This is a genomic window from Pseudomonas sp. LBUM1658 (assembly GCF_059716055.1).
This window is the reverse complement of record NZ_CP166798.1, coordinates 405,982-427,571: the sequence shown is the minus strand read 5'-3', so window position 1 is coordinate 427,571 and position 21,590 is coordinate 405,982. Positions and strand designations below refer to the sequence as shown.

At 59.3% G+C, this 21,590-nt stretch carries 18 protein-coding genes; 11 read left to right on the top strand and 7 right to left on the bottom strand.

Going from position 1 to position 21,590, the window contains the following annotated elements; all coding sequences use genetic code 11:
• Genes ACA064_RS01925 through ACA064_RS01910 form a run of 4 tightly spaced genes read right to left on the bottom strand, consistent with a single transcriptional unit; the run spans position 1 to position 2,781 of the window.
• The gene (locus ACA064_RS01925; RefSeq protein ID WP_497671877.1) at positions 1–528 is read right to left on the bottom strand and encodes a pilus assembly protein PilP; all 528 of its coding nucleotides are present in this window, start codon (positions 526–528) and stop codon (positions 1–3) included.
• Positions 525–1,148: a type 4a pilus biogenesis protein PilO gene (gene pilO, locus ACA064_RS01920; RefSeq protein WP_497671876.1), complete on the bottom strand. Its 624-nt coding sequence runs from the start codon at positions 1,146–1,148 to the stop codon at positions 525–527. Before pilO ends, ACA064_RS01925 begins: the two co-directional genes overlap by 4 nt.
• Positions 1,145–1,717 (bottom strand): PilN domain-containing protein, encoded by a 573-nt coding sequence (locus ACA064_RS01915; protein WP_497671875.1) that lies wholly within the window; start codon positions 1,715–1,717, stop codon positions 1,145–1,147. Before ACA064_RS01915 ends, pilO begins: the two co-directional genes overlap by 4 nt.
• Positions 1,717–2,781 carry a pilus assembly protein PilM gene (locus ACA064_RS01910; protein ID WP_497671874.1) on the bottom strand — a complete coding sequence of 355 codons (1,065 nt, stop codon included), beginning with the start codon at positions 2,779–2,781 and terminating at the stop codon, positions 1,717–1,719. The genes ACA064_RS01915 and ACA064_RS01910 overlap by 1 nt, the downstream gene beginning before the upstream one ends.
• Positions 2,782–3,002: 221 nt before the next feature.
• Here ACA064_RS01910 and ACA064_RS01905 point away from each other — a divergent pair, with 221 nt between their 5' ends.
• Positions 3,003–5,441, top strand: a complete 2,439-nt coding sequence (locus tag ACA064_RS01905; protein ID WP_497674154.1) for a penicillin-binding protein 1A — start codon at positions 3,003–3,005, stop codon at positions 5,439–5,441.
• 142 nt (positions 5,442–5,583) lie between these two features.
• On the opposite strand, the gene ACA064_RS01900 is transcribed toward ACA064_RS01905, so the two are convergent.
• Both ACA064_RS01900 and rpmE read right to left on the bottom strand, forming a co-directional pair.
• A complete protein-coding gene (locus ACA064_RS01900) occupies positions 5,584–6,852 on the bottom strand; it encodes a malic enzyme-like NAD(P)-binding protein (protein WP_497671873.1) in 1,269 nt (422 codons plus the stop codon).
• A gap of 369 nt (positions 6,853–7,221) precedes the next feature.
• Positions 7,222–7,455, bottom strand: coding sequence for a 50S ribosomal protein L31 (rpmE, locus tag ACA064_RS01895; protein WP_150644193.1), 234 nt, complete (start codon positions 7,453–7,455; stop codon positions 7,222–7,224).
• Between the two features lie 344 nt (positions 7,456–7,799).
• Between rpmE and ACA064_RS01890 the strand changes: the two genes are divergently transcribed.
• The 10 genes from ACA064_RS01890 (at position 7,800) to ACA064_RS01845 (ending at position 20,645) form a co-directional block, all read left to right on the top strand.
• Positions 7,800–10,019 carry a primosomal protein N' gene (locus tag ACA064_RS01890; RefSeq protein ID WP_497671872.1) on the top strand — a complete coding sequence of 740 codons (2,220 nt, stop codon included), beginning with the start codon at positions 7,800–7,802 and terminating at the stop codon, positions 10,017–10,019.
• A gap of 268 nt (positions 10,020–10,287) precedes the next feature.
• Positions 10,288–12,024, top strand: coding sequence for an arginine--tRNA ligase (gene argS / locus ACA064_RS01885; RefSeq protein WP_497671871.1), 1,737 nt, complete (start codon positions 10,288–10,290; stop codon positions 12,022–12,024).
• 1 nt (position 12,025) lies between these two features.
• Positions 12,026–12,724: an SPOR domain-containing protein gene (locus tag ACA064_RS01880; protein WP_497671870.1), complete on the top strand. Its 699-nt coding sequence runs from the start codon at positions 12,026–12,028 to the stop codon at positions 12,722–12,724.
• A gap of 153 nt (positions 12,725–12,877) precedes the next feature.
• A complete protein-coding gene (gene hslV, locus ACA064_RS01875) occupies positions 12,878–13,408 on the top strand; it encodes an ATP-dependent protease subunit HslV (RefSeq protein WP_150802257.1) in 531 nt (176 codons plus the stop codon).
• A gap of 56 nt (positions 13,409–13,464) precedes the next feature.
• The gene (hslU, locus tag ACA064_RS01870; protein ID WP_497671869.1) at positions 13,465–14,802 is read left to right on the top strand and encodes an ATP-dependent protease ATPase subunit HslU; all 1,338 of its coding nucleotides are present in this window, start codon (positions 13,465–13,467) and stop codon (positions 14,800–14,802) included.
• Positions 14,803–14,866: 64 nt separating this feature from the next.
• Positions 14,867–15,244: a gamma-butyrobetaine hydroxylase family protein gene (locus tag ACA064_RS01865; protein ID WP_497671868.1), complete on the top strand. Its 378-nt coding sequence runs from the start codon at positions 14,867–14,869 to the stop codon at positions 15,242–15,244.
• A 250-nt stretch (positions 15,245–15,494) separates the two neighbouring features.
• Positions 15,495–17,174: a class II poly(R)-hydroxyalkanoic acid synthase gene (gene phaC, locus ACA064_RS01860; RefSeq protein WP_497671867.1), complete on the top strand. Its 1,680-nt coding sequence runs from the start codon at positions 15,495–15,497 to the stop codon at positions 17,172–17,174.
• A 134-nt stretch (positions 17,175–17,308) separates the two neighbouring features.
• Positions 17,309–18,166 carry a poly(3-hydroxyalkanoate) depolymerase gene (gene phaZ, locus ACA064_RS01855; RefSeq protein ID WP_497671866.1) on the top strand — a complete coding sequence of 286 codons (858 nt, stop codon included), beginning with the start codon at positions 17,309–17,311 and terminating at the stop codon, positions 18,164–18,166.
• A 113-nt stretch (positions 18,167–18,279) separates the two neighbouring features.
• The gene (gene phaC / locus ACA064_RS01850) at positions 18,280–19,962 is read left to right on the top strand and encodes a class II poly(R)-hydroxyalkanoic acid synthase (protein ID WP_497671865.1); all 1,683 of its coding nucleotides are present in this window, start codon (positions 18,280–18,282) and stop codon (positions 19,960–19,962) included.
• Positions 19,963–20,024: 62 nt separating this feature from the next.
• Complete coding sequence (locus ACA064_RS01845; protein ID WP_497671864.1) at positions 20,025–20,645, top strand: TetR/AcrR family transcriptional regulator; 621 nt, start codon at positions 20,025–20,027, stop codon at positions 20,643–20,645.
• 163 nt (positions 20,646–20,808) lie between these two features.
• Here the strand turns inward: ACA064_RS01845 and ACA064_RS01840 are convergent, their stop codons facing one another.
• Entirely contained in the window at positions 20,809–21,585 is a 777-nt protein-coding gene (locus ACA064_RS01840; protein ID WP_497671863.1) for a phasin family protein, read from the bottom strand.
• Positions 21,586–21,590: the final 5 nt, after the last annotated feature.

The following is a 21,590-nucleotide window of genomic DNA, read 5'->3' as shown; positions in this document are numbered from 1 at the left end:
CTATTGGCGGGCTTTCATTGGAATGGTCCGCGGTCGCTCCAGCCAGGCACCCTCGCCATCGGAAACGATTTCAACCACATCGACTTGCGAGTCACTGACAGCCACGACCCGGCCATCGTTACGCCCCAGGTAATCCCCGACTTTCAACCTGTGCACACCGCTGGCCCCACGCAGCAGGACGAAGGAGCCTGAGGTATTGGAGAGGGTGCCGACCATCTCGAACTGCTCGATATTGAAACCTTCGAGATACTGCTTCTGCCGATTCGGGTCCGGCTTTACGTTGCGCGATCCGTGCTGGCGTCTCGCCAGATCGACCCTGACCGGCGGTAGAAACGGGCTGCGCAAGGATGCGGCGTTATAGGTAAATGCCTGGTAGGAGCTGAATGTCGGCGTAGGTTCAATGTTGCCGGGAGGGCGCAGGCGCACCTCGTTCATAAAGGCGTCCAGATCGCTGAAATCGTTATCGCTGCCGCAGCCGGACAACCCCATCAGTACCACAACCATCGATATCCAGTGGGCTGCCTTCATTTCTGCAGCCCCTTGTCGTTGTAGCGATAGGTCTTGGCCAGAATGCTCATGCGCAGCTTCGAGCCAATATCCGGTGTGACCGGTTTGATCTCGAAATCATGCAGGGTGACGATTCGCGGCAAGCCGGCCACGCCGCTGACAAAGGTCGCCAGATCATGGTAGGCACCGGTGACGGTGATCTGGATCGGCAACTCGATGTAGAACTGCTGAGCCTCCTCTGGCAGCAGCTTTATCTCCTCGAACTCCAGGCCACTGCCCAATCCCGTACGAGTGATATCTTCCAGCAGACCGGGAACCTCGGTATCACCGGGAAGCTGGCGCAGCAGGACGCCGAAGGAATTTTCCATGTCCTTCATCTGCTCGCTGTACCGCTCCAGATTTGCCGCCAGGTGGGCCTTGTTCGCGAAATTTTGCTTCAAGTCGACTTCATCGGTACGTTGCTGGCCGAGTCGATCCTGAAGATCCTTGAGGAAACCGTTGTAACCCAGCGCCAGCACCAGGACCATCAGCAAGGCGCCAGCCATGGCTTTGACGGCCGCTGGCCAGGCGCCCATGTTGCTCATGTCCAGATCGTTCAGGTCGATCTTGCGCAGCCCCTGGAACCACTCGGACAGAGTCATTTCGCGCCCCCCGGAGCTGCTGCTGTCGGTCGAGCCTGGCGAACCGTCAGCTGGAAGACGTTAGCCTGATCCAGCGCACCGGACGTATTGGTCTTGACCTCGGTCAGACTCGACGCGTCGAACCAGTCCGACCCATCCAGGTTGCGCATCAAATCAGAGACACGGTTGTTCGAATCGGCGGCCCCACGAATGGAGAGCATGTTGTCGGTCATTTTCACTTCGGTGAAATACACGCCATCCGGGAGAGTGCGGGCCAACTGATCAAAGATTCGTCCACTGACCGGGCGATTGCCCTGCAAGTCCTGAATGATCCTCATCCGCTCCACGAGCTGCTGGCGACGGGTCTTCAATTCACTGATCTGCTTGATCCGATCATCGAGCTGCGCAATTTGCTGGCTGACATGGTGATTGCGAGCCATTTGCCGATCGATCTCGCCAGCGATGTATTGGTCGACCATGAGCACTGCACCGATCGCCGCCAACAGAACGCCCGCCAGGGCCAGCAAAAATCGTTTGCGGCGCATTTCGCGCAGTTCTTCGCGCCAGGGCAGTAGGTTAATCCGCGCCATCAGGCAAAACTCCGCAGAGCCAGACCACAGGCTATCATCAAGGCCGGCGCATCGCTGGCCAAGGCACCGGCGTTGACCTTGCTGCCGAGGGTCATATCGGCGAAAGGATTGGCCACTCGGGTCGACGTACCGAGGCGCTGCTCGATCAGTCGGTCCAGACCGCCGAGCGAGGCGGTGCCGCCCGCCAGGAGGATGGAGTCGACGCGGTTGTACTGCCCGGAAGCGAAGAAAAACTGCAGGGAGCGCGAGACCTGCTGCACCAGTGCATCCTTGAATGGTTGCAGAACCTCGTGGAGATAGTCATCCGGCAAACCGCCGTGTTTTTTTGCCAACCCTGCCTCTTCTTTCGACAAACCGTAGCGGCGCTGGATTTCGTCGGTCAGTTGGCGCCCACCGAACAACTGCTCGCGGGTATAGATGATCTTTCCGTTATGCAGCACGCTCAGGGTCGTCATGGTTGCACCGATGTCGACCACCGCCACCGTCAACGGGTCCTTGGGGCTTCCCAATTGCGCCTGGAGCAGGCCGAACGAACGCTCCAGGGCATAAGCTTCGATATCGACTACCCGGGCAGTCAGGCCGGCAATAGCCAGTGCCGCTTCACGAACCTCTACGTTTTCCTTGCGGCAGGCCGCCAGCAGCACTTCGACACGTTCAGGATTGCGCGCCGAGTAGCCCTGGACTTCGAAATCGATGGCGACTTCTTCGAGCGGATAGGGGATGTATTGATCAGCTTCGAGCTTCAGCTGGTTTTCCATCTCTTCGTCGGAAAGCCCGGCATCCATCTCGATGGTTTTGGTGATGACCGCCGATCCGGTTACCGCCACGGCGACGTTCCTGACCCCCGTTCCGGCCTTGAGCAATAATCTGGACAAGGCTTGCCCTACCCCTTCCAGCTCGGCAATATTCTTCTCGACCACGGCGTTGACCGGAAGCGGCTCTACCGCGTAGGCCTCCACCCTAAAGCGGTTGCCGGTGCGACTGAGCTCGAGAAGCTTGACCGAGGTGGAACTGATGTCGATGCCCAACAGCGTGTTGGCTTTCTTGTTGAAGAGTCCTAGCACTACCCATTCCCTATGACTATCCGTGAGTTACGGACTCTCGATTATTCGTTGCGTTCACTACCCTTCGTCTTGACAGAAGCGCAAATGACGCCCTCTGCCGAAAAATGCTTATAATGCCCAGCGCTTTTTTCTGCTTTTTATTTCGAGCGTGGGCCGATCTTGTATACCCTGAATCGCCTAACGCCTAATTCATTCTTTTCTCTGGAAATCCAAAAGCCTTGATTCGTCTGCTGAAGTTTTTCGGGTGGTCTATTGTCGCTGTTTTCTGCGGACTGCTCCTCGGTCTGAGTGGCGCATTTCTCTATCTTAGCCCCGGGTTGCCCTCCGTAGAGGCACTGAGAAGCATTCAGTTGCAGATTCCTTTGCGTGTATACAGCAGCGACAACAAGCTGATCGCGGAGTTTGGCGAAATGCGTCGCACTCCGATCCGCTTCGCCGACATTCCCCCCAATTTCATCAACGCGCTGCTTTCTGCCGAAGACGACAATTTCGCCAATCACTATGGCGTTGACCCCAGCAGCCTGATGCGTGCCGCCACCCAACTGGTAAAGAGCGGACACATTCAGTCCGGCGGCAGCACCATCACCATGCAGGTGGCAAAGAACTTCTTCCTCACCAGCGAACGCAGCTTCTCGCGCAAGACCACGGAAATTCTCCTGGCCCTGCAGATAGAACGCCAGCTGACCAAGGACGAGATCCTCGAGCTCTACGTCAACAAGATCTACCTGGGCAACCGGGCTTACGGGATCGAAGCGGCGGCACAAGTTTATTACGGGAAATCGATTCGCGACATCACCCTGGCGCAGATGGCGATGATCGCGGGCCTGCCGAAGGCGCCTTCGCGTTTTAATCCCCTGGCTAACCCGACACGAAGCAAGGAGCGTCGTGACTGGATCCTGGGGCGCATGTTCAAGCTCGGAAAAATCGATGAAGCGGCCTATCAGGCGGCTGTAAACGAACCGCTCAACGCTAGTTATCATGTGCCGACACCTGAAGTTAATGCACCGTACATTGCGGAGATGGCCCGTGCCGAAATGGTCGGGCGCTATGGCAGCGACGCTTACACCGAAGGTTTCCGCGTCACCACTACCGTGCCAAGCAATCTGCAGGAGATGGCGAACACCGCAGTCCATGAAGGCCTGATGACCTACGATCAACGCCACGGCTACCGTGGCCCGGAATCGCGCCTGCCTGGCAAGACCCGCGAAGCCTGGGCCATGGAACTGACCAAGCAGCGCACGATCAGCGGGCTTGAGCCGGCAATCGTCACTCAGGTCGACAAGAACGGTGTGCAGGTGCTGACTCGCACCGGCGAAGAACATGTCGGCTGGGACAGCATGAAATGGGCCCGGCCGTTCCTCAACACCAACAGCATGGGGGCCAATCCCAAGCAGCCGGCGGACGTTGCCCAGGTCGGCGACCTGATCCGCGTGCAACGCCAGGCGGACAACTCGCTGAAGTTCAGCCAGATCCCGGTCGCCCAGGGCGCACTGGTCTCGCTGGACCCGCAGAACGGCGCAATCCGCTCGCTGGTCGGTGGCTTCGCGTTCGAGCAAAGCAACTACAATCGGGCGCTGCAGGCCAAGCGCCAACCCGGCTCCAGCTTCAAGCCATTCGTCTACAGCGCAGCGCTGGACAGCGGTTACACTGCCTCCAGCCTGGTGAATGACGCACCGATCGTGTTCGTCGATGAGTACCTGGACAAGGTCTGGCGTCCGAAGAACGACACCAATACCTTCCTCGGTCCGATCCGTATGCGCGAAGCGCTATACAAATCGCGCAACCTGGTGTCGATCCGCCTGCTGCAAAGCATGGGCGTTGACCGCACGATCGACTACATCAGCAAGTTCGGTTTCAACAAGCAAGACCTGCCGCGCAACCTGTCGCTGGCATTGGGCACGGCCACCCTGACCCCGATGGAAATCGCCACCGGCTGGAGCACCTTTGCCAATGGCGGCTACAAGGTCACCCCGTACATCATCGAAAAGATCGACAGTCGCAACGGTGACAACCTGTTCACCGCCAACCCGCCCAGTGTGCCGACCGCCGAAAGTGTCAGCGACGGGGTTGCCGCGCCAGTCGCCAACGCCTTCACCGTCAGCTCGGTGCCAGGCGAAACACCAGCGGCGCAGCCAGCCGTGCAAACGCCAGCAGTGGCTGAGCGCATCGTCGATGGCCGAACCACCTTCATCCTCAATAGCATGCTGCAGGACGTGATCAAGCTCGGCACCGGGCGCCGCGCCATGGCCCTGGGCCGAACCGACCTGGCGGGCAAGACCGGGACCACCAACGAATCCAAGGACGCCTGGTTCTCTGGCTACAACGCCGATTACGTGACCACCGTCTGGACCGGTTTCGACCAACCGGAAAGCCTCGGTCGACGTGAATACGGCGGTACCGTCGCGCTGCCGATCTGGATGACTTACATGGCCGCTGCCCTCAAGGACAAACCGGCTCACACGCAGAACGAACCGGAAGGCATTCTGAGCCTGCGGGTCGATCCGATCAGCGGTCGCGCTGCCACACCAGGCACGCCAAACGCTTACTTCGAGCTGTTCAAGAGCGAAGATACACCGCCTTCAGTCAACGAAGCGGGCAACGGCAACGCACCGGGCAGCCCGCTGCCAGCGGATGAAGCGGCGCCGATCGATTTGTTCTAGGAGCAGCGGCAAGCTTTAAGCTACAAGCGGCAAGAGAAAAGCAGTGATGTGCCGCTCTTATCTTGCAGCTTGTTGCTTGTAACTTGAAACTGCCCCATAAAAAAACCCGGCTAATAGCCGGGTTTTTTTATGGGGCTGCTACTCAGCCATTGAACACATCATCCACGCTTTTCAGCGGGTAGTTCTTCGGATACGGCAGGGTAGCCACACCAGTCTCGATCGCGGCCTTGGCCACTGCGTCGGAGATCACGGTGATCAGGCGTGCATCCATTGGTTTCGGAATGATGTACTCACGACCGAATTCCAGCTTGATGCCACCGTAGGCATCGCACACTTCCTGAGGTACAGGCAGTTTGGCCAATTCGCGCAGGGCGTTGGCGGCAGCCACTTTCATTTCTTCGTTGATGCGCTTGGCGCGAACGTCCAGGGCACCACGGAAGATGAACGGGAAGCCCAGTACGTTGTTCACCTGGTTCGGGTAGTCCGAACGGCCGGTGGCCATGATCACGTCGTTGCGGGTAGCGTGAGCCAGTTCCGGGGCGATTTCCGGATCCGGGTTCGAGCAGGCGAAGACGATCGGGTTGGCTGCCATCAGCAACAGGTTTTCTGCGCTCAGCAGGTTCGGGCCGGACAGGCCGACGAACACGTCAGCGCCTTCCAGTGCATCGGACAAGGTGCGCTTGTCGGTGGCGTGAGCGAAGACTGCCTTGTACTGGTTCAGGTCGTCACGGCCGGAGTGGATCACACCGGTACGATCAACCATGAAGATGTTTTCGATATTGGCGCCCATGCTCACCAGCAATTTCATGCAGGAGATAGCGGCAGCACCGGCACCCAGGCAAACGATCTTCGCTTCTGGCAGGGTCTTGCCAGCGATTTCCAGGGCATTGATCATGCCGGCCGCGGTAACGATCGCGGTACCGTGCTGGTCATCGTGGAATACCGGAATATCGCACTGCTCGATCAGAGCACGTTCGATTTCAAAGCACTCTGGCGCCTTGATGTCTTCCAGGTTGATGCCACCGAAGGTGATGGAAATGCGTTTGACGGTGTCGATGAAGGCTTGCGGGCTTTCGGAGTCGACTTCGATATCGAACACGTCGATACCGGCGAAGCGCTTGAACAGAACACCTTTACCTTCCATGACCGGCTTGGAAGCCAACGGACCGAGGTTACCCAGGCCGAGAATCGCGGTGCCATCGGAAATCACTGCAACCAGGTTGCCCTTGCCGGTGTACTTGTAGGCGAGTTCAGGGTCGCGGGCGATTTCGCGGACTGGTTCGGCTACACCGGGGCTGTAGGCCAGCGACAGATCGCGAGCGGTAGCGGTGGCTTTGGTGAGCTCGACACTCAGCTTTCCTGGACGAGGATGGGCATGATATTCGAGAGCGGCAGTTTTCAGATCAGACATATCGGCATTCCGCTTTTTACTGTTGGACGACGGACCGCCGAGGATACTCGCGTCGCAAAGTCCCTACAAGACTGACCAGTCACTGGTGTCAAGCGCCCTGCCTTAAGACTTTGGGTGGGGAGCCACGGAACACAAGGGATTAACTGTTCACAATAACAAGAAGATATGTCTACAATTTTTTTCTTATTGCATCAGTTTTCTCGCTCACCAGAGTCAGCAAGCGACCTGTGCGCCGGCAATGCGGTCGGCGCTGGACAGAAAAGGCCTGAGCGCTGGAGAAGCAAATCGCGGACATGAAAAAGGCGCCCACCAGGGACGCCTTCTTCAACAGCGAGGAGAAGCCCAACGGGCTTTCCCGCACGACCAACCTTACTCTGCAGCAGCAGGAGCTTTGGTTGCGCCGAAAGCACCGAAACGCGACTTGAACTTGTCGACACGACCGCCGATGTCCAGAGTCTTCTGCTTACCGGTGTAGAACGGGTGGCACAAGTTGCAAACGTCAACCGGCAGTGGCTTGGCCAGGTTGGAACGGGTTTCGAAGACATTACCGCAGCTGCAAGTAACTGTGATGGCTTCGTATACCGGATGGATATCGGCTTTCATGGTGTATTCCTCAGGCTAGCGTGCCGCCACCCAACACTATTGTTGAATACCGCACGTAATTAGGCCGCGGATTCTACCAGACCTTGGCAATCGCGCAAGCTGTCATGGGTGTCCTCCATCAGAAAAGACTGTTCAATTTTGACGGCGTCTTTTAACGCCATGCGGCGTTCCCGCTCCTCCCCATAGCGCGCTATGGCTCGTCGCGGCGCCTTGCCTGACCGAGGCGTCGGACCGGTTAAAATCCACTCGTCAAATCTTGAACGCTTTCCTAATGCAGGACACTGAACCAGCGGTCTGCTAGGCTCCGGACCTTCTTCACCGCCCGTTACCGAGAAACCCCCCGCGTGCCCGACGCCATTCTGCGCCTCGCCCTGCCATCGCCGCTGCGCCGCCTGTTCGACTACCGCGCCCCGGCCGGTGTCCTGCGTGCCCATCTGCATCCGGGCATGCGCCTGCGCGTGCCGTTCGGTCGTCGCGAGATGATCGGCATTCTGGTGGAGGTCACCAGCCACAGCGAAGTCCCGGCAGAAAAGCTCAAGCCGGCGCTGGCATTGCTCGACGCCACCCCGCCCTTGCCTGCAGCGTTGTTCAAGCTGTGCCTGTGGACTTCTCAGTATTACCAGCACAGCCTGGGCGACACCCTGAGCTGGGCACTCCCGGTATTGCTACGCCAAGGCGAACTGGCTGAAGCCCGCCAAGAGCGCTTCTGGTCGATCAGCCCTGGTGCACGCCTCGACGATCCGCGCATCAGTCGCGCGCCACGCCAGCGTGAAGCCTTGGCGACGCTGGCGCAGCATCCCCATGGCGTGGCCCATCAGTTGCTGAGCAAGCTCATGCTCAGCAAGGACAGCCTTGACCTGCTACTGGCCAAAGACCTGGTGCAGGTGGAAATCCGCAAACACGCTCCCGGCGAACGCCATGAACACTGGCTGGCGCAACCGGAGTTGCCGCTCAATCCGGAGCAGCGCGCCGCCTATGAAGCGATTCGCGCGGGCTTCGACAGCTTTCATGCGTTCCTGCTGGCCGGGGTCACCGGCAGCGGCAAGACCGAAGTCTATTTACAGTTGATCCGCGAAACCCTTGAGGCCGGCAAGCAGGCACTGGTGCTGATTCCCGAGATCAACCTCGGCCCGCAAACCCTGGCGCGCTTCGAGCAGCGCTTCAACGCCCGTATCGCGCTGGTGCACTCGGCAGTCAACGACCGCGAACGGCTGGAAGCCTGGTTAGCGGCCCGGGACGGCGACGCCGACATCATTATCGGCACCCGCTCGGCACTGTTCACGCCGATGAAGAACCCCGGGCTGATCATCATCGATGAAGAGCACGACGGCTCTTATAAACAGCAAGAAGGCCTGCGCTATCACGCCCGCGATCTGGCATTGGTGCGCGCGCGTCAGGAAAACATCCCGATCGTGCTCGGCTCGGCCACCCCGTCGCTGGAAAGTCTGCACAACGCCTACACCGGCCGCTATGGCCTGCTGCGTCTGAATCAACGGGCCGGCGGCGCGCAACAACCGCGCTTCCTGCGCCTGGACGTTAAAAGCCGGCCGCTGGACAGCGGCATTTCCGGGCCGATGCAACAAGCCATCGGCCAGACACTCGCGGCCGGGCAGCAAGTATTGGTGTTCCTCAACCGCCGCGGCTTTGCGCCGACCCTGCTGTGCCACGACTGTGGCTGGATGTCCGAGTGCAACCGCTGCGATGCACGAATGACGGTGCATCAGCGCTCCGCTGAACTGCGCTGCCATCACTGCGGCTATGTGGAGCGTGTGCCACGCCATTGTCCGAAATGCGGCAAGGTGGATCTGCGCCCTGTCGGCGCGGGCACTGAGCGAGCCGAAGAGCGTCTGGGGATTCTCTTTCCGGATTACCCGGTGTTACGAGTTGACCGCGACAGCACCTCGCGCAAGGACGCGATGAACCAGCTATTCGCCACCATTCAGAAAGGCCAGCCGTGCATCCTGGTGGGCACACAGATGCTCGCCAAGGGCCATCACTTCCCGCGAGTGACCCTGGTGTCGATTCTGGATGCCGATGGCGGACTGTTTTCCGGCGACTTTCGCGCCAGTGAACGCATGGCCCAGCTGATCGTTCAGGTCGCCGGGCGTGCCGGGCGCGCCGAAGAGCCGGGCAAAGTGATTATCCAGACACATCTGGCCGACCATCCGCTGCTGGTGCAATTGACCGAGCAAGGTTATTTCGCCTTTGCCGAACAGGCTTTGAGCGAACGCCGCGCCGCGGGCTTGCCGCCGTTTGCGCACTTGGCGCTGTTGCGGGCCGAAGCCCATAAGCCGGGACAAGCCGAGAGTTTTCTCGATGAGGCCTGCAACGAGGCTGAACGCTTGCTGGGCGAACAGAAACTGACCGGTATCGAACTGCTCGGCCCGGTACCGGCACCCATGGAGCGCCGCGCCGGACGCTATCGCGCGCAACTCTTGCTGCAAGCCAGCGCTCGGGCGCCGCTGCATCGGCTGCTCAGCAGTTGGCTGCTGACGCTGGAGCAAATGCCCAGCGGGCGGCAGGTGCGTTGGTCCCTGGATGTCGATCCGGTGGATCTGTATTGATCGATAAATAGTCAAAAGATCGCAGCCTGCGGCAGCTCCTACGGGATCGATGCTCGCCACAAAATTGATGGCGTACTCTGGTGGTGTAGGAGCTGCCGCAGGCTGCGATCTTTAACGGTCTTGCCAGACGCGAAGATCTTCCTGCCCGGCTCCGCAGGTCTATAACCTGCCCACGAAGGTTGGCAAGCCCGCCTTCGCAACGGATAATGCCCAGTTTTTCCACCTGCGCATCGAAGCGCCACCGCGTCTGCGGTCGAAAGAGAAGACCATGAAAGACACCATTCGCCAGCTGATCCAGCAAGCCATCACCCAACTCGTCAACGAAGGTGTGTTGCCTGAAGGCCTGACGCCAGCGATTCAGGTGGAGAATTCCCGCGACAAGACCCACGGCGACTTCGCCAGCAACATCGCGATGATGTTGGCCAAACCGGCCGGCATGAAGCCGCGCGATCTGGCAGAAAAAATCATCGCCGCACTGCCGGCTGACGAGAACGTCAGCAAGGCCGAAATCGCCGGCCCGGGCTTCCTCAACTTCTTCCAGAACACCCAGGCCCTGGCTTCGCGCCTGGACGCCGCGCTCGCCGACACGAAAATCGGTGTGCGCAAGGCCGGTCCGGTGCAGCGTACGGTGGTCGACCTGTCGGCACCGAACCTGGCCAAAGAGATGCACGTCGGCCATCTGCGCTCGACCATCATCGGTGACGGCGTGGCACGGGTTCTCGAGTTCCTCGGCGATACTGTGATCCGTCAGAACCACGTCGGCGACTGGGGTACCCAGTTCGGCATGCTGATGGCTTACTTGCAGGAAAACCCGATCACCAGCGACGAGCTGTCGGACCTGGAAAACTTCTACCGCGCCGCCAAGCAACGCTTCGACGAATCGCCAGAGTTCGCTGATCGCGCCCGCGGCCTGGTGGTCAAGTTGCAAGCCGGCGACCCGGACTGCCTGGCCCTGTGGACGCATTTCAAAGACATTTCCCTGTCCCACTGCCAGAAAATCTACGACCTGCTGAACGTCAAACTGACCCCGGCCGACGTCAGGGGCGAAAGCGCCTACAACGACGACCTGATCAACGTGGTCAACGACCTCAAGGCCAAAGGCTTGCTGGTCGAGAGCAACGGCGCCCAGTGCGTGTTTCTCGATGAATTCAAAAACGCCGACGGCGACCCGCTGCCGGTGATCATCGTCAAGGCCGACGGCGGCTATCTCTACGCCACCACTGACCTTGCAGCCGTGCGTTATCGCAGCGGGGTGCTGAAAGCCGATCGCGCGCTGTACTTCGTCGATCAGCGTCAGGCCCTGCACTTCCAGCAGGTGTTCGCGGTGGCCCGCAAGGCCGGCTTCGTGACCCATCCGATGGAAATGGAGCACATGGGCTTCGGCACCATGAACGGCGCCGATGGCCGTCCGTTCAAGACCCGTGACGGCGGCACCGTGAAGCTGATCGATCTGCTGACCGAAGCCCAGGAGCGCGCTTACGCGCTGGTGAAGGAAAAGAATCCGGAGCTGGCCGAAGCAGAACTGCGCAGCATCGCCAAGGTCGTGGGCATTGGCGCGGTGAAGTACGCCGACCTGTCCAAGCACCGTACCAGCGATTACAGCTTCAACTTCGACCTGATGCTCAACTTCGAAGGTAACACCGCGCCTTACTTGCTGTACGCCTACACCCGGGTGGCCGGAGTGTTCCGCAAACTCGGCCAGGACTTCAGCCAGGTGCAAGGACAGATTGTGCTCGAAGCTGCGCACGAACACGAACTCGCGGCCAAACTGGCGCAGTTTGGCGAAGTGCTGAACAACGTCGCCGACAAGGGCACTCCGCACATCCTCTGCACCTACCTGTACGACGTCGCCGGGCTGTTCTCCAGTTTCTACGAGAACTGCCCGATCCTGACTGCCGAAACCCCGGCACAGATGCAGAGCCGTTTGCGTCTTGCGGCGCTGACCGGTCGCACTCTCAAGCAAGGCCTGGAGCTGTTGGGTCTGGAAACTCTGGAGCGTATGTAAGTTGGCTGCCAAGAAAAAACCTGCACCCAAGCGTGGCGCCAGCCGTTACCAAGCTCCTGCAAAGCAACCGATTCCGGGCTGGCTATGGATGGCCATCGGCCTGACCGTGGGCGCATTCATCGTTTTCTTGATGAAGCTCGATCCGGGCCAGGGCGATGACGTCAAGCGGGTCAAGCAAGAGCAGCAGAAAGCCACCCGGATCGCCGAAGCGAACAAGACGCCTCCGAGTCCACAGCAACCGGTGAAGCCGAAATACGACTTCTACACCCTGCTGCCGGAATCCGAAGTGATAGTGCCGCCGGATGCCGTGCCGGAGAAAACCTTGCCGACACCACAACCGGTACCCGTGGCTCCGGTGACGCCGGCCGAAGCGGCGAAGATCGACACTGCCCGGGCTCAGGCGGCACTCGCCGGCATTACCCCGCCGCCGGCACCACCGGTCTCGAAAGCGGCGCCAGTGACCAAATTCTTCCTTCAGGCCGGCTCGTTCCGCAAAGAGGCCGATGCCGACAAGGTTCGTGCGCAAATCATTCTGCTGGGGCAGAGCGTATCGGTTGAGTCCGGCACCGTGAAGGATGAGACCTGGTATCGGGTGTTGGTGGGACCGTTCAGCAATCGTGAACAGCTGACCACCGCGCAAAAACAACTGGCCGGCAGCGGTTTTAGCAATCTGTTGTTACAACAGCGCCAGAGCCGCTAAACAAAACCCAGGGATAGCTCCTACAGGACAGCGCACCACCTGTAGGGCCTTGCACCGCTCGTCCCCTTCCCCTTCTGCAGTTGAAAAACTCCGCGCCACCCCCATATGAGTTCCCATCAGGGCATTTTCGCCCCGCAGCGTGGAGACTCTCCCTTGACCACCATCGTTTCAGTTCGCCGCCACGGCAAAGTCGTCATGGGCGGCGACGGCCAGGTTTCTCTCGGCAATACCGTGATGAAAGGCAACGCGAAAAAAGTTCGTCGCCTCTACCACGGTGAAGTCATCGCCGGTTTTGCCGGGGCCACCGCTGACGCCTTCACCCTGTTCGAACGCTTTGAAGGCCAGCTTGAGAAACATCAAGGTCACCTGGTTCGTGCGGCCGTCGAACTCGCCAAAGAATGGCGTACCGATCGCTCCCTCAGCCGCCTGGAAGCCATGCTGGCAGTCGCCAACAAAGACGCGTCCTTGATCATCACCGGTAACGGTGACGTGGTTGAGCCCGAAGAAGGCCTGATCGCCATGGGTTCCGGTGGTGGTTACGCTCAGGCCGCAGCCAGCGCCCTGCTGAAAAAAACCGATCTGTCGGCTCGCGAAATCGTCGAAACCGCGCTCGGCATCGCCGGCGACATCTGTGTATTCACCAACCACACCTTCACCATTGAGGAGCAGGACCTCGCCGAGTAAGCCTGTGCAGGCCTAGCGCCACGGCTTTAACTCTTGCTTGAGGACCGCAAATTATTATGTCCATGACTCCCCGCGAAATCGTCCACGAACTCAATCGCCATATCATCGGCCAGGACGATGCCAAACGCGCCGTCGCCATCGCGCTGCGTAACCGCTGGCGCCGGATGCAGCTGCCCGAAGAGCTGCGCGTCGAAGTGACGCCGAAGAATATCCTGATGATCGGCCCGACCGGCGTCGGTAAAACCGAAATCGCCCGGCGCCTGGCCAAACTGGTCAACGCCCCGTTCATCAAGGTCGAAGCGACCAAGTTCACCGAAGTCGGCTATGTCGGCCGCGACGTCGAGTCGATCATCCGTGATCTGGCCGATGCCGCGATCAAGCTGCTGCGCGAACAGGAAATAACCAAGGTTCGTTTTCGGGCCGAAGACGCTGCCGAAGACCGCATCCTCGATGCACTGCTGCCTCCGGCACGCATGGGCTTCAACGAAGACGCCGCCTCGAGTCATGATTCCAACACCCGCCAACTGTTCCGCAAGCGCCTGCGCGAAGGCCAGCTGGATGACAAAGAGATTGAAATCGAAGTAGCCGAATCAGTCGGTGTCGACATCTCTGCGCCTCCAGGCATGGAAGAGATGACCAACCAGTTGCAGAACCTGTTTGCCAACATGGGCAAGGGCAAACGCAAGAACCGCAAGCTCAAAGTCAAGGAAGCGCTGAAACTGGTACGCGACGAAGAAGCCGGTCGCCTGGTCAACGAAGAAGAACTGAAAGCCAAGGCCCTGGAAGCGGTCGAGCAACACGGTATCGTGTTCATCGACGAAATCGACAAGGTCGCCAAGCGCGGCAATTCCGGTGGTGTCGACGTGTCCCGTGAAGGCGTACAGCGTGACCTGCTGCCGCTGATCGAAGGCTGCACGGTCAACACCAAGCTGGGCATGGTCAAGACCGACCACATCCTGTTCATCGCCTCCGGCGCGTTCCACCTGAGCAAACCGAGCGACCTGGTGCCGGAGCTGCAAGGCCGTCTGCCGATTCGTGTCGAGCTCAAGGCCCTGAGCCCGCAAGATTTCGAACGCATCCTCAGCGAACCCCACGCCTCGCTCACCGAGCAATATCGCGAGCTGCTGAAAACCGAGGGCCTGGCGATCGAGTTCTTGCCCGACGGCATCAAGCGTCTGGCCGAGATTGCCTGGCAGGTCAACGAGAAAACCGAGAATATCGGTGCCCGTCGCCTGCACACTCTGCTTGAGCGTTTGCTCGAAGAAGTCTCGTTCAGTGCCGGCGACCTGGCCTCCGCGCAGGATGCTCAGCCGATTCGCATCGACGCTGACTACGTCAACAGCCACCTCGGCGAATTGGCGGAGAACGAAGACCTGTCCCGTTATATCCTGTAAGCAATACTTGTAGGAGCGAGCTTGCTCGCTCCTACAGGGTTCCACCCATAACGGAACTCAAGTCATGACCAAACTCCCCAGCGCCATCGAACTGCATAAAGCCTCGAAAACCCTGACGCTGAAATACGCGCCGGATGAGGTCTATCACCTGCCCGCGGAATTCCTGCGGGTGCACTCTCCCTCCGCCGAAGTCCAAGGCCATGGCAATCCTATCCTGCAGTTTGGCAAGATCGGCGTCGGCCTGAGCAAGGTTGAACCGGCCGGTCAGTACGCACTGAAATTGACCTTCGACGACGGCCACGACAGTGGTCTGTTCACCTGGGATTATCTGTACCAATTGGCAGTCCGCCAGGACGATCTTTGGGCGGATTATCTTGCCGAGCTCAAAGCCGCCGGAAAGTCCCGCGACCCTAGCGAATCCATCGTCAAGCTGATGCTCTAACTCAGGCCTCTCGCTCTTTAGAGGGCATTTTCTAATTCCATCTGTTTGAATGCTCTGCCGCACGGCTGGCATTTGGCCTGCTTGCGAAAAAAATTAAACTCGGGTAACCAATAGAACTGGCAAGTTCCCTGCAATGCTCTCTGAAGCAGCGATGCAGAATTAACGGTCACCCGAGCAGTAGTACCTGGAGTTTGCTGTGAGACTGCACAGCTGGTCCCGGTACTCGCCTCAGGACAATGGAGCGTCGTAGATGAGTAACAAGAATAACGATGACTTGAATCATCAAGCCTCGGAAAACACCCTGGGGCTCAATCCCGTCGTCGGTTTGCGCGGAAAAGATCTGCTTACCTCTGCTCGCATGGTCTTGAAACAGGCCATCAAACAACCGATTCACAGCGTCAAGCACGTCGCGCATTTTGGCGTCGAGCTCAAGAATGTGATGTTCGGCAAGTCGAAGCTGCAGCCGGAAAGTGACGACCGCCGCTTCAACGACCCGGCCTGGAGCCAGAACCCGCTCTATAAACGTTATCTGCAAACCTACCTGGCGTGGCGCAAGGAGCTGCACGACTGGATCGGCGATAGCAACCTGTCCGAAGCGGACATCAACCGCGCGCACTTCGTGATCACCCTGATGACCGAAGCCATGGCCCCGACCAACAGTGCGGCCAACCCGGCGGCGGTCAAACGCTTCTTCGAGACCGGCGGTAAAAGCCTGCTCGACGGCCTCTCGCACCTGGCCAAGGACCTGATCAACAACGGCGGCATGCCGAGCCAGGTGAACATGGGCGCCTTCGAAGTCGGCAAGAGCCTGGGAACCACCGAAGGCTCGGTAGTTTTCCGCAACGACGTGCTCGAACTGATCCAGTATCGGCCGACCACCGAGCAGGTGCACGAGCGCCCACTGCTAGTGGTGCCGCCGCAGATCAACAAGTTTTATGTGTTCGACCTGAGCCCGGATAAAAGCCTGGCGCGCTTTTGCCTGCGCAACCACCAGCAGACCTTTATCGTCAGCTGGCGCAATCCGACCAAGGCTCAGCGCGAGTGGGGTCTGTCGACTTACATCGACGCACTGAAAGAAGCCGTCGACGTCGTCTCGGCCATCACCGGCAGCAAAGACATCAACATGCTCGGCGCCTGCTCCGGCGGCATCACCTGCACCGCGTTGCTCGGCCACTACGCCGCCCTCGGCGAGAAGAAAGTCCATGCCCTGACCCTGCTGGTCAGCGTGCTCGATACCACCCTCGACTCCCAGGTTGCGCTGTTCGTCGACGAAAAAACCCTGGAATCCGCCAAGCGTCACTCGTATCAGGCCGGCGTCCTGGAAGGCCGTGACATGGCCAAAGTCTTTGCCTGGATGCGTCCCAACGATCTGATCTGGAACTACTGGGTCAACAACTATCTGCTGGGCAACGAACCTCCCGTCTTCGACATTCTGTTCTGGAACAACGACACCACTCGATTGCCTGCGGCGTTCCACGGCGATCTGATCGAAATGTTCAAAAATAATCCATTGATCCGTGCCAATGCACTGGAAGTGAGCGGCACGCCGATTGACCTCAAACAGGTCACCGCCGACATCTACTCCCTGGCCGGCACCAACGATCACATCACCCCTTGGAAGTCTTGCTACAAGTCGGCACAACTGTTCGGCGGCAAGGTCGAATTCGTACTGTCCAGCAGCGGGCATATCCAGAGCATCCTGAATCCGCCCGGCAACCCGAAGTCGCGCTATATGACCAGCACCGAAATGCCGGTCAAGGCCGAGGACTGGCAAGAAAACTCGACCAAGCACACCGACTCCTGGTGGCTGCACTGGCAGGCCTGGCAGGCCGAACGTTCGGGCAAACTGAAAAAGTCTCCGACCAACCTGGGCAACAAGGCCCACCCGCCAGGGGAAGCCGCACCGGGCACTTATGTACATGAACGTTAAGTTGTAGGCAGTCACGAAGTCCGCGGCACTCGGAGGTGCCGCGAGCCCTACCCAACACGGACGAGGCCAGGCCTCGGATTTTCTGGAACAAGCTCAGGAAGGCTTGCCAGCGGTTTAACTACAGGGCTTCTGAGATGCCGCAACCGTTCATTTTTCGTACTGTCGACCTGGATGGCCAAACCATCCGCACCGCGGTACGTCCTGGCAAGCCTCATTTGACTCCCCTGCTGATTTTCAATGGCATCGGCGCCAACCTGGAGCTGGTGTTTCCGTTCGTCCAGGCGCTCGACCCGGATCTGGAGGTGATTGCCTTCGACGTTCCCGGGGTTGGCGGCTCGTCGACACCCAGCACCCCCTATCGTTTCCCTGGTCTGGCCAAACTGACTGCGCGCATGCTCGACTATCTGGATTACGGGCAAGTCAACATCGTCGGCGTGTCCTGGGGTGGCGCCCTGGCCCAGCAATTTGCCTACGACTACCCGGAGCGCTGCAAAAAACTGGTGCTGGCAGCCACCGCAGCCGGCGTCTTTATGGTGCCGGGCAAACCGAAAGTGTTGTGGATGATGGCCAGCCCCAGGCGCTACATCCAGCCGTCCCATGTGATTCGCATCGCGCCGCTGATCTATGGCGGCTCCTTCCGTCGCGACCCTAATCTGGCCGCCGAACACGCCAGCAAGGTGCGTTCGGGCGGCAAGCTGGGTTACTACTGGCAACTGTTCGCAGGCCTGGGCTGGACCAGCATTCACTGGCTGCACAAGATTCATCAACCGACCCTGGTGCTGGCCGGCGATGATGATCCACTGATCCCGCTGATCAATATGCGCATGCTGGCCTGGCGGATTCCCAACGCCCAGCTACACATAATCGACGATGGTCATTTGTTCCTGATTACCCGCGCTGAAGCCGTCGCGCCGATCATCATGAATTTTCTCGAGGAAGAACGTCAGCGGGCTGTGATGCATCCGCACCCGTCACCGTTTGGCAGGACTTAGCGTCTTGTGCATGTCGACAGAATCATCGCCCGCGCAGGAGAGCTCTGGACCGACTATGGTGTCTGTCTTGAATTGATGTGCTTGTTGAAGGCTTGACGAAGGAGTGTTGACCCATGAGAGACAAAGCAGCGCCGGGCTCGTTGCCCACCCCCGCGGCGTTCATCAACGCTCAGAGTGCGATTACCGGTCTGCGCGGCAGGGACCTGTTCTCGACCCTGCGCAGCGTGGCGGCCCACGGCCTGCGCCATCCGGTGAAAAGCGCCCGTCATGCGCTGGCCCTGGGTGGTCAGCTGGGTCGCGTGTTATTGGGTGAAACGCTGCACACGCCGAACCCTAAGGACAACCGGTTTGCCGACCCGACCTGGAGCCTGAATCCGTTTTATCGCCGCAGCCTGCAGGCCTATCTGAGCTGGCAAAAACAGGTCAAAAGCTGGATCGACGAAAGCGGCATGAGCACCGATGACCGCGCTCGCGCGCATTTCGTTTTCGCACTGCTCAATGACGCCGTATCACCCTCCAATACGCTGCTCAATCCGCTGGCCATCAAGGAGCTGTTCAATTCCGGCGGTCACAGTCTGGTCCGCGGTCTCGGCCATTTGTTCGACGACCTGCTGCACAACAACGGGCTGCCAAGTCAGGTCAGCAAACACGCCTTCGAGATTGGCAAGACCGTGGCGACAACCACCGGCTCGGTGGTGTTTCGCAACGAACTGCTCGAGCTGATGCAATACAAGCCGATGAGCGAAAAGCAGTACAGCAAGCCGCTGCTGATCGTGCCGCCACAGATCAACAAGTACTATATTTTCGACCTCAGCCCGGGCAACAGTTTCGTCCAGTACGCGCTGAAAAACGGCCTGCAGGTGTTCGTGATCAGTTGGCGCAACCCGGATGTTCGTCATCGGGAATGGGGCCTGTCCAGTTATGTGGAGGCGCTGGAGCAAGCGATGAATATCTGCCGCGCCATCAGCGGTGCGCGCGAAGTCAATCTGATGGGCGCCTGTGCCGGCGGCCTGACCATCGCCGCCCTGCAAGGCCACCTGCAAGCCAAGCGGCAACTGCGACGGATCTCCAGCGCCACCTATCTGGTCAGCCTGCTCGATAGCCAGATCGACAGCCCTGCCACCTTGTTCGCCGACGAGCAGACCCTTGAAGCCGCCAAGCGCGATTCCTATCAGCGGGGCGTGTTCGAAGGGCGAGACATGGCCAAGGTCTTCGCCTGGATGCGCCCCAATGACCTGATCTGGAATTACTGGGTCAATAACTACCTGCTGGGCAAGGAACCACCGGCCTTCGACATCCTGTACTGGAACAACGACAACACACGCCTGCCCGCGGCATTGCATGGCGACCTGCTGGATTTCTTCAAGCACAACCCGCTGAGCCATCCTGGCGGGCTGGAGGTATGCGGCACGCCGATCGATCTGCATAAGGTCAACGTCGACAGCTTCAGCGTGGCCGGCATCAACGACCACATCACTCCGTGGGATGCGGTGTACCGCTCGACCTTGCTGCTGGGCGGCAATCGCCAATTCGTGCTGTCCAACAGCGGACACATCCAGAGCATCCTCAACCCGCCGAGCAACCCCAAGGCCAATTTCATCGAGAACCCCAAGCTCAGCAGCGATCCACGCGCCTGGTATTACGACGCCACCCATGTCGAAGGCAGCTGGTGGCCACGGTGGCTGAGCTGGATTCAGGAACGCTCGGGTACCCAACGGCCAACCCTGATGGCTCTCGGCAACCAGAATTATCCACCGATGGAGGCGGCGCCAGGTACTTACGTGCGCGTGCGCTGAATGCTCTCTGCACCACGGTCGGGCTGTCGGCCGTGGCATGACTCAACAACCAAGAAGACTGGATGAAAACCCGCGACCGGATCCTCGAATGTGCCCTGCAATTGTTCAATCAAAAGGGCGAACCGAATGTCTCTACCATGGAAGTTGCCAATGAAATGGGCATCAGCCCGGGCAACCTCTATTACCACTTTCACGGCAAGGAACCGCTGATCCTCGGCTTGTTCGAACGCTTTCAGGCGGAACTGACGCCGCTGCTCGACCCACCAGCGGATGCGCAACTGTCTGCTGAAGATTACTGGCTGTTCCTGCACCTGATCGTCGAGCGCCTGGCGCACTATCGCTTTCTGTTCCAGGATTTGTCCAACCTGGCCGGACGCTTGCCGAAACTGGCCAAGGGCATTCGCAACCTGCTCAACGCCTTGAAGCGGACCCTGGCCTCATTGCTGGCACGCTTGAAAGCACAGGGGCAACTGGTCAGCGAAACCCAGGCGTTGGGGCAACTGGTCGAACAGATCACCATGACGCTGCTGTTTTCCCTCGACTATCAACGGATTCTGGGACGCGAGGGCGAAGTTCGGGTGGTGGTTTACCAGATCATGATGCTGGTCGCGCCGCACTTGCTGCCACCGGTGAAACTGGCGACTGAGCAGATGGCGTTGCGGTATCTGGAAGAACATGTGTGATTGGAAGATCAAAAGATCGCAGCCTTCGGCAGCTCCTACGTCGGCGTAGGAGCCGCCGATAGGCTGCGATCTTTTGCGCTCGATCAGGCACTGGAGAGTTTTCTGTCAGAAACAAAAACGCCCAACCTTTGCAGGCCGGGCGTTTTTGTCTGTCCCGAAAAAATCAGGACTGACTGGATGGCGTCGATGGAGTCGACGCAACAGTCGGGGTGACCGCAGGGGTCGGCGCAGCTGCAGAGTTCGAAGGGCTGACCGCAGCTGCCGGTTTGGCCTCTACTGCCGGCTTCGGCGCCGCTGCTTTGGGTGCCGCAGGTTTCTTGGCAACCGGCTTCTTCGCAGCTGCTGGTTTAGCGGCCACCGCTTTGGTTGCCGGCTTGGCCGCGGCAGGTTTGGCTGCTGCGGTTTTCGCAGCTGGCTTGGCTGCTGCTTTGGTTGCCGGTTTAGCGGCGGCTTTTACCAGAGGTTTGGCCGCGGTTTTAGCTGCCGGTTTGGCCGCTGCGGTCTTGCTCGCCGCTGGCTTTGCCACCGAAGCACCGGTCAGGCGCTCGATCTGCTTGGTCAGGGTATCGACCTTGCTGTGCAGCGCTTTGACTTCATTGCGGCTCGGCACGCCCAGACGCGAAATGGCGCTGTTGAGTCGCTTGTCGAAAGCCTCTTCCAGCTCGCCCCATTTGCCCAGCGCGCGGTCTTTGACATCACCGACACGGGACTTGGCCGATTGAGCCGAATCCTTGGCGGCATCGACTTTTTTACCGACGGCGCTCTTGGTGAGCTTCTCGGCTTTCTCACCATCTTTGACCAGGGTATCGAAGAGTTTGCTGCCGTCAGTGTCGATCTTCGAGTACACGCCTAAACCAGCAAGCCAGATTTTGCGGGAGTAGTCTTCGACTTTCCCGATCCACGAGCTGCCTTCTTTTTCAGTATTCTTTTTACCAGCCATCCCGT